The following is a 13,700-nucleotide window of genomic DNA, read 5'->3' as shown; positions in this document are numbered from 1 at the left end:
TCACCCTCACTCTTCTGTTTGCCAAACGCTTCTGCCGTTAAATACCCGTAACACCCAATACCCGGCCCGATTTTCAACGACCGTGTAGGCATCGTGACGGAACGGGAAATGCCACATCGCCGCCACGGGCATCCCTAACCAGGTTGCCAGCAGCAGGCTCAGCACGCCCTGGTGCGCCACAATCAGCGTGTCTTCGCGCTGCTGAAGCTGACTCATCTCATCCGCCGCCGCCCTGACGCGCGCGGCGAAATGCGGGAAGGCCTCGCCGCCGTCGGGCGTGGCGTTTTGCCAGTCATCCATCCAGCGCTGCCACGACGCGGGACTTTCTTTTTCGATATCGCTGAAGTGCCGCATCTCCCACTCGCCAAAATCCAGCTCGTTAAGTCGCGCATCAACATGGACATCATGGGCCGTCGGCACGATAAGCCGCGCCGTTTGCTGCGAACGCTGGAGCGCGCTGACGCGCGTGTGCCCGAACGCGACGCCGGACAGGTACCCGGCAACACGCTGGCTTTGCGCAATACCCTGCGGCGAGAGCGACAGATCGGTGCTCCCGTAAAATACGCCGCTGACGTTAGCGGCTGTTTGACCGTGCCGGACCAGAAATATGCGCATACATCAGACCCACAGAAGCGACAGCAGGAAGACCATTTCGCCGATCTCTTCCATCGCGCCCAGGGTATCCCCCGTCAGCCCGTTCAGTCGGCGGCTTAAAAAGGTCTTTACGGCGTTGACGACAATCCAGGTGATGATGCTGGCGACCAGCCCCTGCATCCCCGCCAGCAGCCCCACGAGCGTCACGCCGATGCAGAGGGTGATGACCGTCTCTTTGCCGCTGATATGGCCGAGATAGGCGTTTGCCATTCCTGCACCTTCGCGCGCATAGTGCTGCCGGTACATGACCAACACCATTCCCGTTCGCCCGACGATCGGCGCACACACCAGCAGCGCAAACAGGGTATTAACCGGAAGGTGAGCCAGGGAAATCACCGCTGCGACCTTGATAAGGATGCAGAATACGATAGCCAGGCCGCCGTAGGTCCCCAGCCGGCTATCGCGCATAATCTCCAGCATCCGTTCGCGGGTGCGGGCAGAAAAAACGCCATCGCAGGTGTCCGCCAGTCCGTCCAGATGAAACCCGCCGGTCAGCAGCACCAGCGCCAGTACCCAGGCGACCGCGCCGATATAGATGCCCCCGCCGGTCTGGCTCACCGCCAGATAGCCTAAGGCGGCCAGGACGCCAACGATCAGGCCCACCACGGGGAACCAGGGGACGCCACGGCCATACTGCGAAAATTCAACGCCGTCGCTCCACTTTTGCGGCACCGGAATGCGGGTAATAAATCCCAGCGTCGCCCACAGCATTTTTAACGGCATTTAATCTTCACTCCAATTCCCGAGACCACCAGCCACACTTCCTGAGCCGCCCGCGCCAGCCTTTGGTTCGCGCGCCCGGCAATATCAACAAAATGACGCGCCAGACGATTCTCCGGCGTGATGCTCATGCCTAGCTCATTGGTCACAATATAAACCGGCGCCGCCGACTGCTGGCAGGCCGCAATCAGGTCGTCCACCTGCTGTTGCAGCACCGCCTCAAGCGCGGAAAAATCGAGGGTTTCCGGCGAAGCGCCGCCGCTGGCGTCATAGAGCAGGTTCGACAGCAGGGTGGTGACGCATTCCAGAACCACGCCTTCGCCCGGCTGCACCTGATGGCGAATCACGTCGCCCAGATCGCGGTACCCTTCCCAGGTTCGCCAGTGCGCAGGACGCTGGGCGCGGTGCCTGTCAACGCGCAGCGCCATCTCTTCATCGGTAATCACCGACGTCGCGATATACAGCACGCGCTCGCACTGCTGCGCCGCCAGCTGTTCGACGTGCGCACTTTTCCCGCTGCGCGCGCCTCCGGTAACCAAAATCATGCGCCTTCCTCCTGATGCTCCCGCATTATTTGATAGATCTTTTTAATATCAATATGTTCTCTCATCGCGCTCGCCAGGATATCAAACTGTTGCGCTTTATAGCCCGCGTAATCTACCGCAACGTCTAAGGGCGCCAGCCCTTTGCGCTGGCGTAGGCCGTCCACCATCGCACGCGTGAAGGCATCGTTATCGAATAGCCCGTGGAGATAGGTCCCTATCACCTGCCCGTCAGCGCTGATGGCGCCGTCCGCTATGCGCTCGCCCTCTTTTTCGAGAAACAGCGCCGGACTATCGTCGGATGTCAGTTGGGTCTCTCCCATATGAATTTCATAGCCCTGCACCTTAATGCCCGCCGCCGACTTAAGCCACGCCGGGAGCGCCGACGCCATCTGCGCCGAGACCTGCGTCGTGGTTTTTCGCTGCGCGAAGCGGGTCACGGTATGGAGCAGCCCCAGCCCCGGCTGGGTTCCCAGCCCCGACTCCACCTCATCAATGATGGTGTCGCCAAGCATCTGGTAGCCGCCGCAAATGCCCATGACGGGCACGTTCTGCTGGTGGGACTGCAGCACCGCGTGCGCCATGCCGCTTTCCCGCAGCCAGGCCAGATCGCCCAGCGTATTTTTACTGCCGGGTAGAATCACGAGGTCAGCCCCCGCCAGCTCCTGGGGATAGCGGACATAGCGCACGCGTACATCGGGCTGCGCCGCCAGCGCGTTAAAATCGGTGAAGTTGGAGATATGCGGTACCTGCACCACGGCAATGTCGATATCGCGCCGGGCGGTTCGCAGGTATTTTCCCTTTTGCAGCGCCACGCCGTCTTCGTCTTCCAGATCCACCTCCAGCCACGGCATAACGCCCAGCACCGGCACGCCGGTCAGGTTTTCTATCTGCTCAATACCCGAGTAAAGCAGCGCAACATCGCCTCGAAATTTATTGATGATGACCCCTTTCACCCTCGCCCGCTCGCGATCGTGCAAAAGCGCCAGCGTGCCGTAGATGGCGGCAAAGACGCCGCCTCTGTCAATGTCCGCCACGAGGATCACCGGGCACTGCGCCATTTCGGCCATTCCCATGTTGACGATATCGCGATCGCGCAGGTTAATCTCCGCCGGGCTGCCCGCCCCTTCCAGCACCAGCACGTCATACTCCCCGGCCAGGCTGTTATAGACGTCGCGGATCTGCTCCCGCAGGCGCGGTTTATACTCGTGGTAGCTGACCGCGTCCATATCGGTTGCCACCTGCCCCATCAGCACCACCTGCGCTTTACGGTCGCTGGTCGGTTTTAACAGCACCGGATTCATTCGTACGTCCGGCGTAATCCCCGCCGCCTCAGCCTGAAATATCTGCGCGCGGCCCATCTCTTTTCCCTCCGGCGTGATACCGGAGTTGAGCGCCATATTCTGCGACTTAAACGGTGCGGTACGCAGGCCATCCTGATAGAAAATCCGGCACAGCCCCGCCACCAGGACGCTCTTGCCCACGTCAGAAGCGGTGCCCTGCAACATAATTGCCTGCGTCATGAGGCCTCCTTCATTACGTTTTTTTGTCGCATACGGCTGAAAAATTCATCTTCGGTTTTACATAACGGCAGGCCAAGCTGCGCGTGCAGTTTGACGAGCCAGGGCTGCGTTAATCCGGCCCGTTCAATCAGTTCGCCGCGGGCGAAAACCTCACCCGGCGCGCCGTGCGCCAGCACTTCTCCCTGGCGCAGCACGTAGACGGCATCGCTGACTTCGTAAATCAGGTCAATATCATGACTGGAGATCACCACGTGGTTCCCCTGCGCCACAATACGCCTGATAATCTCGATCATCTGCGTGCGCCCTGAAGGATCAAGCCCAGCCGTGGGCTCGTCCAGCAGAAGATAGCGGGCCCCCAGCACCAGCGCCCCGGCAATGGCGACCCGCTTCTTTTGCCCGTGGCTCAGGCACTGGATCGGCTGCTGGCGAAAACGCTGCGCGTCGACCAGCGTCAGCGCATCGTCCACGCGCCGCGCAATCTCCGGTTCCGCCACGCCCAGGTTGCGCAGGCTGAAGGCGATGTCGCTATCAATATCGGTATAAAAGATCTGCTGATCGGGATCCTGAAACACCGTTGCGACCTGCTGGCGGAGCGCCAGCAGTCCGCGCTTGCTGTAGTCCAGCGGCTTCCCCTGCCACAGCACCGCACCCTGCTGCGGCCTCAGCAGGCCGCTCAGGTTCATAAATAACGTCGACTTTCCGCAGCCGTTAGCCCCGACCAGCCCGGTGACCGGATGGGTCGAAAAATCCAGCGTCAGCCCTTTGAGTACCTGCGCCTCCTGATAGCGAAACCAGAGATCGGCGGTGGTAAGCATGGTGCGATTCCTTACAGGGGAAAATCACCCTGGTAGAGTTTAATATCCAGCGTGGTCGCCATCTGCTGATAGCGGATCAGCACCCGGGTGAACAGCAAACCGACCAGCATCGCCAGCGAGCGATAGCCTTTTGGCAGGCTACGATAGCCAAAACGCAGCGTCTGCGCGCGGTGAATCGCCAGCGCTTCGTCTAACAGAATAAAAATAAAGCGCCAGGTCAGCAGGATCTGCTCGGTAAGCAGGCGCGGCACGCGCGCCCGCTTAAGCAGCACTATCAGCTGCGGAAACGGCAGGTTCAGCACCAGCCAGAAGGTCGCCGCCAGCGCGGCAAGGCTGCGCCAGAAGGTTTCATTGGCGACGGTCAGCCCGGAAGCGGTTATCCCCAGCCAGTAGTGCCCCACCGGGACGCCTGCCACCAGCGTGTACGGGTCACGGGTGACGCTAAAGAGGATCGTCAGCACGCCGACCAGCAGAAAACCAAACGGCAGCGCCATCCAGCGGCACCAGCGCCAGAAGGTCATCCGCAGCAGCCAGCAGGTCAGTCCCGCCGTCAACGCCAGGACGATCCCCTGCCCCAGCGGCGGTAGCGCAAACGCCAGCATCATCAGCGCCAGCCAGAGCAGAAACTTGCGTTCCGGCGCAACGTGAGCCCAGCGGCTCTGGTAGCTAAGCCTGTCAAGCCCGGTCATCACGGCGCTGTCTGCCTTTGGTGTAGCCCAAAATATAGAAAATCACCGCTGCGCCAATGGACCCCTGAAGCGTAAACAGCAGGCTTTCAATTTCGCCGCTGGCGGGCTCATAGAGCGGCGTGAACCACGGCGTGTAATGAGGCGCCACAACCTGAATCTGGTTTTCGGCTTCGCCATCCGAGCCGCCGAATTCCCCCCCGTGATCGATAAAAAACGGCAGTACGATCAGGGCAAGCACCATCGCCAACAGCATCAGCGTCTTTTTCATCTCAGTGTCCTTGTGCGGTAATCAGCTGACGTTTGGTCAACTGGTCATAAATCATGACGGTTAACAACCCCTCTGCGATGGCGATGGGGATCTGCGTCAGGCAGAAAATGCCCATGAATTTCACCATCGAGCCCGCGGCACCCGTCGCCGGGTCCGGGAACGCCGCGCCAAGCTGGACCGAGGTGACAAAATAGGTCACCAGATCCGCCAGCATCGCGCACAAAAATACCCCTACATCACGACGGAGCCCGGCGCGGCAGGCCATTTTCCACACCATGTACCCGACAACCGGCCCAATCACCGCCATCGACATGCCGTTCGCGCCAAGGGTGGTTAACCCACCGTGCGCCAGCAGCAGCGCCTGAAACAGCAGCACGATGGCGCCGAGAATGGCGACGACGCCCGGCCCGAACAGAATCACGGCGAGCCCCACGCCGGTCGGGTGCGAGCAGCTGCCGGTCACCGAGGGGATCTTCAGCGCCGACAGCACGAAAATAAACGCCCCGCACAGCGCCAGCAGAACTTTCTGGTGGCTATCCTCCTGCACGATACGGCGCAGGCGTACCAGCCCGTACCACAGGCACGGTAAGAAGATCAGCCACCACGCCAGCGCCCACATCGGCGGTAAAAATCCTTCCATGATGTGCATCGCGAACGCCTGCTCCGGCACCACCATCAGCAATAGCGCCGCCGCCAGGCCGCTGAGTGACAGCTGTTTAAGCTGTTGTTCGAGTTTCATTGGGCATACTCCCACTGTTTGTTGACCAGAATGGTCGAGAAATAGGGTAACGGCTGGTCATCAGCTACCTCATCCAGATGCCGCCAGCACTGCTCGCCGGGGAGCGTGGCCTCTGACATCATCAGCGCGCAGTTCAGCAGCCCGGCCTGCCTCAGCAGCGCTTTGATACGCGCAAACCGGCCATAGACCTTCATCAGCACCAGGCTGTCGTGCTGCTGCAGCGCCTGCGCAATTTCCGCTTCCGGCGCGGTACAGGCGATCACCGCCAGCGACTGCTGTTCCATCGCCAGCGGCGTTTTGGACCGCGCGGCAATCGCGGCAAACGACGTCACGCCGGGCACAATTTCCAGCCAGTCCGGGCTGCCGATGCGCTGAAGTAAGAACACCCAGGTGCTGAACAGCATGGCGTCGCCCAGGGTGATAAAGCCAACCTGTTTTCCGTCGTTCACCTCCCTCACTAACGCGTCGGCCACCGCATCCCACACCGCCTCCTTTTCGGCGCTGTCGGCGCTCATGGGAAAGTGGCAGCAGCGGATTTCGGTCTGCTCGCCGACATATTCACGAACGATAGAAAGCGCCAGACTGTCGCCCCCTTTTCGTCCCGCCGGGGCGTAGAGAATATCCAGCGAACCGAGGATCCGTGAGGCGCGCACGGTGATGAGGTCCGGCGCGCCCGGCCCGGTACTCAGGGCGTACAGTTTGCCGCTCATGCTGCCTCCTCCATCGCCACGCTCAGCGCCTGCTGGAGATGGGCAACGAACATCGCGCGCACCGCCGGGTTTTCTCCCAGCCCGCTCAGCCACGGCGTTGCCGGGATCCCGGCGGCGTTAAACAACGTCTTCCAGGAGTCCTCGTCGTCAGAGGCCATATCGTTAATGGCGTGATCGCCCGCCACCAGCATCAGCGGCATCAGATGCACGGCGGTAACGCCTTCTCTACCGAGGCTCTCAATCAGGATGTCGACTTCCGGATAGCTCTCCACCGCGCCGACGCGGGCCGGGAAGCCCTGGGCCATCATCATGTGGTCGAGACAGGCATAGGCCGCAAAGGCGTGATGGCTGGCGCCGTGGCCCATAAACACCACTTTTTCCGTGGCCCCAAGCGTCGGCATCTGCTGTTGCAACGCGCGCATCAGCCGCGCGTAATCGTCGTGGCTGCTCAGCAGCGGTACCCCCAGCGTCAGGCGGGTAAACAGCGGGCGCAGGCTCTGCACTTCCCGGACGATTTTCTCGTACTCATCGCCGTTGATGATGTGCAGGGACTGGATCGCCACGTCCTGATATCCCTGAGCCGCAAGCTTTTTCAGCGCCTGCAGCGGCGTATCGATCTCAATGCCGTCACGCTGTTTGAGCTTGCGAATAATCATCCCGGAGGTGAATGCCCGAAACGGCTCGCGGTCAGGGCAGCTTTCCGCCAGCGCACGTTCGCAGGCCACAATGTTTTTCTCGCAGGTATCGTGGTAGCTGGTACCAAAGCTGACCACCAGAAGCGCCTTTTTCATCTCTAACTCCTTAAGCAGCGGCCAGCCAGCGGGCTAAACGCCCGGCGAATGCGGCCTGACTTTCCAGTAACTCGTCTCCCGTCACCAGCGGCGCCGGGCGTGTAATCACGATGCAGGGGATGCCCGCATCCAGACAGGGTTGAACCTTTTCCCGATAGCCGCCTTCCGCACCGGACGCTTTGGTGATCATCACGTCAGCCCGGCACTGGCGATAAAAAGCCGCGTTAAACTCAGCGCTGAAGGGCCCGCACATAGCGAAGATCTCGGTAACGCCAAAGCCAAGCCCGGCGCATTGCTCAACGACCTCCGGCACCGGCAGCACCCGAGCCAGCAGCGTTTTCTCCGGCAGCCCTGCGCGCCAGCGCGCCAGATCTTTACTGCCGGTGGTCAACAGCACGCGTTCGCCCAGCCGCCGCGCGATGTCGCAGGCCTCGTCAATTCCCGGCACGCTGTAGAGCAGCGGATGCGTCAGCTCGCTGAGCTGTTCGGGGCGCTGATAGCGGCTAAGCAGCACGCCCACCGCTTCACAGGCCGTCACGATGTTGCGGCTGACCACCTCGGCGTAGGGATGCGATGCGTCAATCACCCAGCGGGTCCTGTTTTCCGCAAGCCAGTCAACCATCTGCTGCGGCTCCAGGCGGCCACAGCGCACCCGGCCGTTAATGTCGCCCGCCAGCCGCTGCCCGGTGGGCGTCGCCACCGACAGGGTGTAGGCCACGCCCGCCGCATCCAGCTGCTGGCAGATCGCGCGGGCGTCGCTGGTGCCGCCCATGACCAGCACGTCGCCATAGTTCACAGCACATAGCCCCGGGGCGTGATCATCAGCCCCTCCTGCACATAGGTGGCCTTATTTCCGACGATCACCAGGCTTGTCATATCGACCGGCTCAAAGTCCATGTCGCCCAGCGTGGTCAGCCACTTCTCCTGCTTTTTACGCCCGGCAGACTTCACTACCCCTACCGGCGTTTGCGGGCTTTTGCTGGCGGACAGCAGCTCAAACGCCCGCGCCAGATGGCCCTCGCGACCCCGGCTGCGCGGGTTATAGAAGCAGATGACAAAGTCCGCCTCTCCTGCGGCGACAATGCGTTTTTCGATGACCGGCCACGGCGTCAGCAGATCGCTCAGGCTGATGTGGCAAAAATCGTGCATCAGCGGCGCGCCAAGCAGAGACGCAGCGGCGATACTGGCCGTCATCCCGGGGATCAGGCGAACCTCAACGTCCAGCTTCTGCCTGCTGACCAGCTCCAGCACCAGCCCCGCCATCCCATAAATACCGGCGTCGCCGCTGCTGATAAGCGCGACGTTATGCCCGGCCTGCGCCAGCTCGATCGCCGCCTGACAGCGTTCAATCTCTTTGCACATGCCGGTTTTGATCACCTGTTTGTCGCCGGTGAAGGCCTTCACCAGATGGGTGTAGGTTTTGTAGCCAACGATGATTTCTGCCGCCTGCAGCGCGTCTACGGCTTCCATGGTCATCATGGCCTGCGAGCCAGGGCCGATTCCAATTACGGTTAACATCAGTGTGAAACTCCCAAAGTGATAGTGACGCCCTGTTCGCGCAGGGTTTCTCCTCGTAGCTGCCCATGGCTCAGCAGCCACGCTGCCGGTCCCGAGACGCTCCCCACCCCAACCGTCTGGCGTACAAACGGTGAAGCCGGAAAGCGATGTTCGTGCTCACGCAGCGCGTCAGCGGTAAAGGTTTCAAACGGCACGCCCCAGCAGGCGGCAAGCTGAAGCAGGCCCGCCTCGTCTTTTTTAAGGGAAACGCTGCCAATCGCTTTCAGCGCCAGCGGATCGAACTGCTGCGCCTCAAGCTGACGCGCCAGCAGCGTCGCCAGCAGCGGAAACGGCGTGTCGCGTCGACAGCCGATGCCCGCCACGACCCGCAGAGGGACCAGCTTCCAGTGCGGCAACGGCAGTTCCGGCAGCGCGTTGCGCAGCGTGATACACACCACCGCATCCAGTTCCGGCAGGTGATGCAGGTCGCTTACGGTGATAAACCCGCGCCGATCGCACCGGCTGACGTCGTCGTCGAGTTCCGCATCCCACCACAGCCCTACCCGCTGGTGGCTCACCAGCATCTGGTTGACGATTTTTACCGACGTTCGGAAATCGCTCATTCGGGCACTCAGCTGGAAGGCAAGGGTATCCAGCGCGGCCATCTCGTTGACGTCCGTGGCGGTGGTAATCACCGGGTCCGCCCCCAGCATTCCCGCCAGATAGCGGGTCAGCGCATTCGCTCCGCCAGCATGGCCGGAAAGGAGGCTAATCACGTGCTGCCCGCGCTCGTCGATCACCACCACCGCCGGGTCGCTCAGCTTGTCGTGGATGAGCGGTGCCAGGACGCGCACCGCAATGCCGGTGGCGCCGATAAAAACCAGCGCCGAATAGTGCGTGAACGCCTCGCGAACCGCCGCGGCAAAGCCCCCGTCGAAGGAGACAAAGCCCTCTTCCTGCAGGCGCTCGCTGGTAAAGCAGGTGACCGGCAGCATCGCCGCCAGGCGCTTCGCCAGCCGCACGCCGCCCGGCGTCAGGCAAAACAGCGCGATGGACTCAGGCTTTACGGTATTCATGGCTAAAATCCGCGGCATAGAGTTTCGAGTAGTGATACTCCTCGCCCAGGAACTTCCCGACCAGAATGAGCGCCGTTTTGCGGATCCCCGCCTCGCGGACTTTGTCGGCGATATCCGCCAGCGTGCCGCGTACGGTGTGGCTTTCCGGCCAGGTCGCTTTATAAATGACGGCAACGGGCGTGGTGGCCGGATAACCGCCTTCAATCAGGCGTTCCGCCACCCGGTGAATACGCTGGACCGAGAGATAAATCGCCATAGAGGTCTGATGGCGGGCAAATGACTCCAGCTGTTCACGCTCCGGCACCGGCGTGCGGCCTTCGAGGCGGGTAATAATCAGGCTCTGTGAGACTTCAGGCACGGTGTATTCCACCCCAAGCTCCGCCGCGGCGCCGAGGAAGGCGCTGACGCCGGGCACCACCTGCCAGGCGATGCCGCGTTTGTTCAACTCTTCGCCCTGCTCGCGGACGGAGCCGTAGAGCGAGACATCCCCGGTCTGCAAACGTACCACCGTTTTTCCGGCCTTCACGCCCGCCGCCATCAGGTCAATTATCTGTTCTAAATGGAGTTCCGCGCTGTCGTGGCATTCGGCCCCCTGCGGGCAATACGCCAGCAGTTCGGTATTGATCAGCGAACCGGCATAGATAACCACCTGCGCCTGCTGCAGCAGCCGGTAGCCCTTGAGCGTGATGAGCTCACGGTCGCCGGGACCTGCTCCGACAAACCACACGCAACGGGAATCAAACGTCTCAGACATGGTGTTCTTCCTTCTGACAGGCGATAACAAAAACGGGATTATTCGGTTTGAAATAGTGGCCGCTGCCGAGCGGGGTCAGCGCGGAGACCTGCATTTGCAGGCAATCAATGCCCTGGACGCCGACCTGCTGCAGATGGGCCAGCGCGGTATGGAGGTTTTCCTGCAGGATAAACGTCATCACCAGACGTCCGCCCGGATGTAGCTGGCGCAGGGACCAGTCAATAAGCGAGGTCAGATGGCCGCCGCTGCCGCCCATGAATACCGCATCGGCCTTATCCGCCACCGGCAACGGCGCGACGCCGGGCAAAATAGCGATATTGCGACAGGCAAAATGCTGGCGATTTTCCGCAAGCAGCTGCAGAGCCGCAGGGTTACGCTCAATGGCCGTCACCCGCAGCGAGGGAAACAGCAGCGCCGCCTCTATCGACACGCTCCCGGTCCCCGCGCCGACGTCAATCAGGTGGCTGGCGCGGTGCAGCTCGAGCTTCGTGAGGGCCAGCGCGCGTACCGCCTCTTTGGTCATCGGCACCGTTTCGCCGCGCAGAAACAGTTCATCTTTCATCGAGGATCACCACCGCATTCATCTCATAGTCGGCACTGACCTCGCTGACGGGCAGCCAGTGGATCCGTTCGTTTTCCATCGCCAGGTTTTCACCAATCACCATCCAGCGATGGCCCTTACCGCGTGCCGCCAGCTGCGCGGCAATCTCTTTCGGCCCGCACCGGCTGTCGGTGACCATCGCCACTTTGCGATGCCGCGCCAGCTCGTCCACATTAACGCTGCGGCCATGGCTGCTGGTGAGCCACATCTCATTCATATCAATACCCGCCTGCGCGCACAGGTACTGCACCGCGCTGATGCCGGGAATAATGCGCACGCGCGCAATACCGAAATGCGCCACCATCCGCGATCCGATGCCGTAAAAGAGCGGATCGCCGGAGGCCACAATCACCACCTTGTTCTCCTGACGCGCCTCAACCCAGGCCAGCAGCGCCGGAACGTTGGCGCCCAGGACAAACGTCTCGCCGCAAAACCCCGGGAACTGCAGCAGATGGCGTTTTCCGCCGACCAGCGCATCGGCGCGATCGATGGCTTCACGCGCAGCGGGCGTCATCAGGCGCAATCCCGCAGGCCCCATTCCCACGACCGTTAACATTGCAGCTCCCGGGCAATCGCCTCGACCGGGCGGTTGCTGCCCAGCACCTGGTTATCAAAGGAAAACAGAATGGCGTCGCAGGTCGGCGGATTTTTGGTAAAGCGCAGCATCTGCATTACGCGCAGGCAGATCCGTTCGGCAAGGTGGCTATAAAGCGCCTGAAAACCGTAGATTTCGATGTGCTCCATCGCCGCTTCGGTGGTATCGCACTCGCTGACGACGGTGAGTAATTCCAACGGCGCGCCGAGCAGCGCCAGATGCGCCACCAGCGTTTCCATACGCGCATCGGCGATATGGCTGTGGGTGTGGAAAATCCCGGCGGCAATTTTGATGAGCTTGCCGGGATGGCCGACCAGCACTATCTGGCGAAACCCCAGCCGCACCGCCTCTTCGATCATGTAGCCAACAAAGTTGCTCATGGTGACCACGACATCTTCATCGATGCCCATCTGCTCGCGCACAAAGCGTTCGCCATGATTGCCCGGCACCAGCACGACCCGCTCCAGCCCGGCCGCGCGTTTAATCTCCAGCTCCAGAGAAAGCGAGCGTTTCCAGCTCTCCTCTGACATCGGCGTGACAATCCCGGTGGTGCCGATGATTGAAATACCGCCCAGGATGCCGAGGCGTGAGTTGTAGGTTTTCTGCGCCCGCTCTTCACCTTCAGGCGCGAAGATTTCAACGTCGGCCCCGCGCGTCGGGCCAATCGCCTCGCGCACGGCGGACTCAATGGTGTGACGCGGCGTGCGGTTGATCGCCGCGCTGCCGATGGGCAGGCCAATGCCTTTGCGCGTCACGGTCCCCACGCCCTCGCCGCCCGCCAGCGTAATCTCGCCGCTGTCGTTGAGCGTCACGCGGGCGAAAATCAGCATGCCGTGGGTGGCGTCGACGTCATCACCGCCGTCTTTGCGGATGGCCGCCATCGCCTGCTGCCCTTCGATGTGCGGCGATTCCACGTTCAGACACAGCGTGACGCCGGAGGGGGTCACAATGGAGACCTGATGAATGAGGTGCTGGCGCAGCACCATCAGCGCGGCGACTTTCGCCGCCGCGGTCGCGCAGGAACCGGTGGTGTAGCCTTTACGTAATGCCTTCCCGTTATGCCATACCGGGGCATCGAAGGTGGACTCGCTCATCGCGCCCCCTGCAGGTAGTAGAGCATGGCGTTCACAATCGCCGCCGCCACATTGCTGCCGCCTTTGCGCCCGAGTGCCGCAATCGCGGGCAGATGGCTGTGCGTCAGCGCCTCTTTCGATTCCGCCGCCCCCACAAACCCCACCGGAACGCCCACCACGCCGCTGACGGCAACGTCATGCTCAAGCAGGCGAAACAGCGCCGTGGGCGCGTTGCCAAAGACAAAGATCTTCTCGCTCTCTTCCGTCACCGCGATATCAACGGCCGCCATCGAGCGGGTGATTCCCTGGGCTTTTGCCTGCGCCACTACCCGCGGGTCGCTGATATAGCAGCGACACTCGCCCCCGAACGTGGCCAGCAGCGTTTTGTTGATCCCGGAGAGCGCCATCGTGGTATCGGTGTAGATAACGGACGGGCGACGGAGCGCCGCGCAAAGCTGCTCCAGCGCGTCATCTGAAAACCAGAGAATATCCAGCCAGTCGAAATCTGCGGTGGTATGGATCACCCGTTTGACGATCGCCTCGTGCAGCGGGCTGGCGAACCGGTATGCTGGCCGCGTTTCGCGAATGATTTCGCCAATGATGTCGAAACTTTTGGCTTCAATCGCCTGGGGTTGCTGGATGTATTGCATTGT

General features: G+C 61.6%; 18 protein-coding genes. All 18 read right to left on the bottom strand.

The genetic code is table 11. The annotated features are described in order from the left end of the window. Positions 1-6: 6 nt before the first annotated feature. The 18 genes from cobC to AC2TE5_RS07810 are packed head-to-tail and all read right to left on the bottom strand — an operon-like array spanning position 7 to position 13,697. The gene (cobC, locus tag AC2TE5_RS07895) at positions 7-615 is read right to left on the bottom strand and encodes an alpha-ribazole phosphatase (RefSeq protein WP_484612974.1); all 609 of its coding nucleotides are present in this window, start codon (positions 613-615) and stop codon (positions 7-9) included. A 3-nt stretch (positions 616-618) separates the two neighbouring features. Then, complete coding sequence (gene cobS, locus AC2TE5_RS07890; protein ID WP_484612973.1) at positions 619-1,377, bottom strand: adenosylcobinamide-GDP ribazoletransferase; 759 nt, start codon at positions 1,375-1,377, stop codon at positions 619-621. Next, positions 1,368-1,919 (bottom strand): bifunctional adenosylcobinamide kinase/adenosylcobinamide-phosphate guanylyltransferase, encoded by a 552-nt coding sequence (cobU, locus tag AC2TE5_RS07885; RefSeq protein WP_484612972.1) that lies wholly within the window; start codon positions 1,917-1,919, stop codon positions 1,368-1,370. Before cobU ends, cobS begins: the two co-directional genes overlap by 10 nt. Further along, the gene (locus tag AC2TE5_RS07880; protein ID WP_484612971.1) at positions 1,916-3,439 is read right to left on the bottom strand and encodes a cobyric acid synthase; all 1,524 of its coding nucleotides are present in this window, start codon (positions 3,437-3,439) and stop codon (positions 1,916-1,918) included. The genes cobU and AC2TE5_RS07880 overlap by 4 nt, the downstream gene beginning before the upstream one ends. Then, a complete protein-coding gene (locus AC2TE5_RS07875) occupies positions 3,436-4,254 on the bottom strand; it encodes an energy-coupling factor ABC transporter ATP-binding protein (protein ID WP_121425809.1) in 819 nt (272 codons plus the stop codon). Before AC2TE5_RS07875 ends, AC2TE5_RS07880 begins: the two co-directional genes overlap by 4 nt. A gap of 11 nt (positions 4,255-4,265) precedes the next feature. Continuing rightward, entirely contained in the window at positions 4,266-4,943 is a 678-nt protein-coding gene (locus AC2TE5_RS07870) for an energy-coupling factor ABC transporter transmembrane protein (protein WP_484613319.1), read from the bottom strand. Further along, positions 4,930-5,211 carry an energy-coupling factor ABC transporter substrate-binding protein gene (locus AC2TE5_RS07865; RefSeq protein ID WP_024908226.1) on the bottom strand — a complete coding sequence of 94 codons (282 nt, stop codon included), beginning with the start codon at positions 5,209-5,211 and terminating at the stop codon, positions 4,930-4,932. The genes AC2TE5_RS07870 and AC2TE5_RS07865 overlap by 14 nt, the downstream gene beginning before the upstream one ends. 1 nt (position 5,212) lies before the next feature. Then, complete coding sequence (gene cbiM / locus AC2TE5_RS07860; RefSeq protein WP_159513820.1) at positions 5,213-5,950, bottom strand: cobalt ECF transporter S component CbiM; 738 nt, start codon at positions 5,948-5,950, stop codon at positions 5,213-5,215. Then, entirely contained in the window at positions 5,947-6,660 is a 714-nt protein-coding gene (locus AC2TE5_RS07855) for a cobalt-factor II C(20)-methyltransferase (protein WP_213328322.1), read from the bottom strand. Before AC2TE5_RS07855 ends, cbiM begins: the two co-directional genes overlap by 4 nt. After that, a complete protein-coding gene (cbiK, locus tag AC2TE5_RS07850; protein WP_213328323.1) occupies positions 6,657-7,451 on the bottom strand; it encodes a sirohydrochlorin cobaltochelatase in 795 nt (264 codons plus the stop codon). The genes AC2TE5_RS07855 and cbiK overlap by 4 nt, the downstream gene beginning before the upstream one ends. A 10-nt stretch (positions 7,452-7,461) precedes the next feature. Then, a complete protein-coding gene (locus AC2TE5_RS07845) occupies positions 7,462-8,247 on the bottom strand; it encodes a cobalt-precorrin-6A reductase (RefSeq protein WP_484612970.1) in 786 nt (261 codons plus the stop codon). Further along, complete coding sequence (locus tag AC2TE5_RS07840) at positions 8,244-8,969, bottom strand: precorrin-3B C(17)-methyltransferase (protein ID WP_193940066.1); 726 nt, start codon at positions 8,967-8,969, stop codon at positions 8,244-8,246. Before AC2TE5_RS07840 ends, AC2TE5_RS07845 begins: the two co-directional genes overlap by 4 nt. Then, positions 8,969-10,024: a cobalt-precorrin 5A hydrolase gene (gene cbiG, locus AC2TE5_RS07835; protein WP_484612969.1), complete on the bottom strand. Its 1,056-nt coding sequence runs from the start codon at positions 10,022-10,024 to the stop codon at positions 8,969-8,971. The genes AC2TE5_RS07840 and cbiG overlap by 1 nt, the downstream gene beginning before the upstream one ends. Next, entirely contained in the window at positions 10,005-10,778 is a 774-nt protein-coding gene (locus AC2TE5_RS07830; protein ID WP_484612968.1) for a cobalt-precorrin-4 methyltransferase, read from the bottom strand. The genes cbiG and AC2TE5_RS07830 overlap by 20 nt, the downstream gene beginning before the upstream one ends. Beyond that, entirely contained in the window at positions 10,771-11,340 is a 570-nt protein-coding gene (locus tag AC2TE5_RS07825) for a decarboxylating cobalt-precorrin-6B (C(15))-methyltransferase (protein WP_213328328.1), read from the bottom strand. Before AC2TE5_RS07825 ends, AC2TE5_RS07830 begins: the two co-directional genes overlap by 8 nt. Next, positions 11,330-11,935 (bottom strand): cobalt-precorrin-7 (C(5))-methyltransferase, encoded by a 606-nt coding sequence (locus tag AC2TE5_RS07820; protein WP_484612967.1) that lies wholly within the window; start codon positions 11,933-11,935, stop codon positions 11,330-11,332. The genes AC2TE5_RS07825 and AC2TE5_RS07820 overlap by 11 nt, the downstream gene beginning before the upstream one ends. Further along, positions 11,929-13,068, bottom strand: a complete 1,140-nt coding sequence (gene cbiD, locus AC2TE5_RS07815) for a cobalt-precorrin-5B (C(1))-methyltransferase CbiD (protein WP_484612966.1) — start codon at positions 13,066-13,068, stop codon at positions 11,929-11,931. Before cbiD ends, AC2TE5_RS07820 begins: the two co-directional genes overlap by 7 nt. Further along, positions 13,065-13,697 carry a cobalt-precorrin-8 methylmutase gene (locus AC2TE5_RS07810; protein WP_213328331.1) on the bottom strand — a complete coding sequence of 211 codons (633 nt, stop codon included), beginning with the start codon at positions 13,695-13,697 and terminating at the stop codon, positions 13,065-13,067. Before AC2TE5_RS07810 ends, cbiD begins: the two co-directional genes overlap by 4 nt. Between the last annotated feature and the right edge of the window lie 3 nt (positions 13,698-13,700).

This window comes from Enterobacter sp. N5-15 (assembly GCF_057221635.1).
Note: the sequence above shows the minus strand (reverse complement) of the source record. Positions and strands in the feature narration are given on the sequence as shown.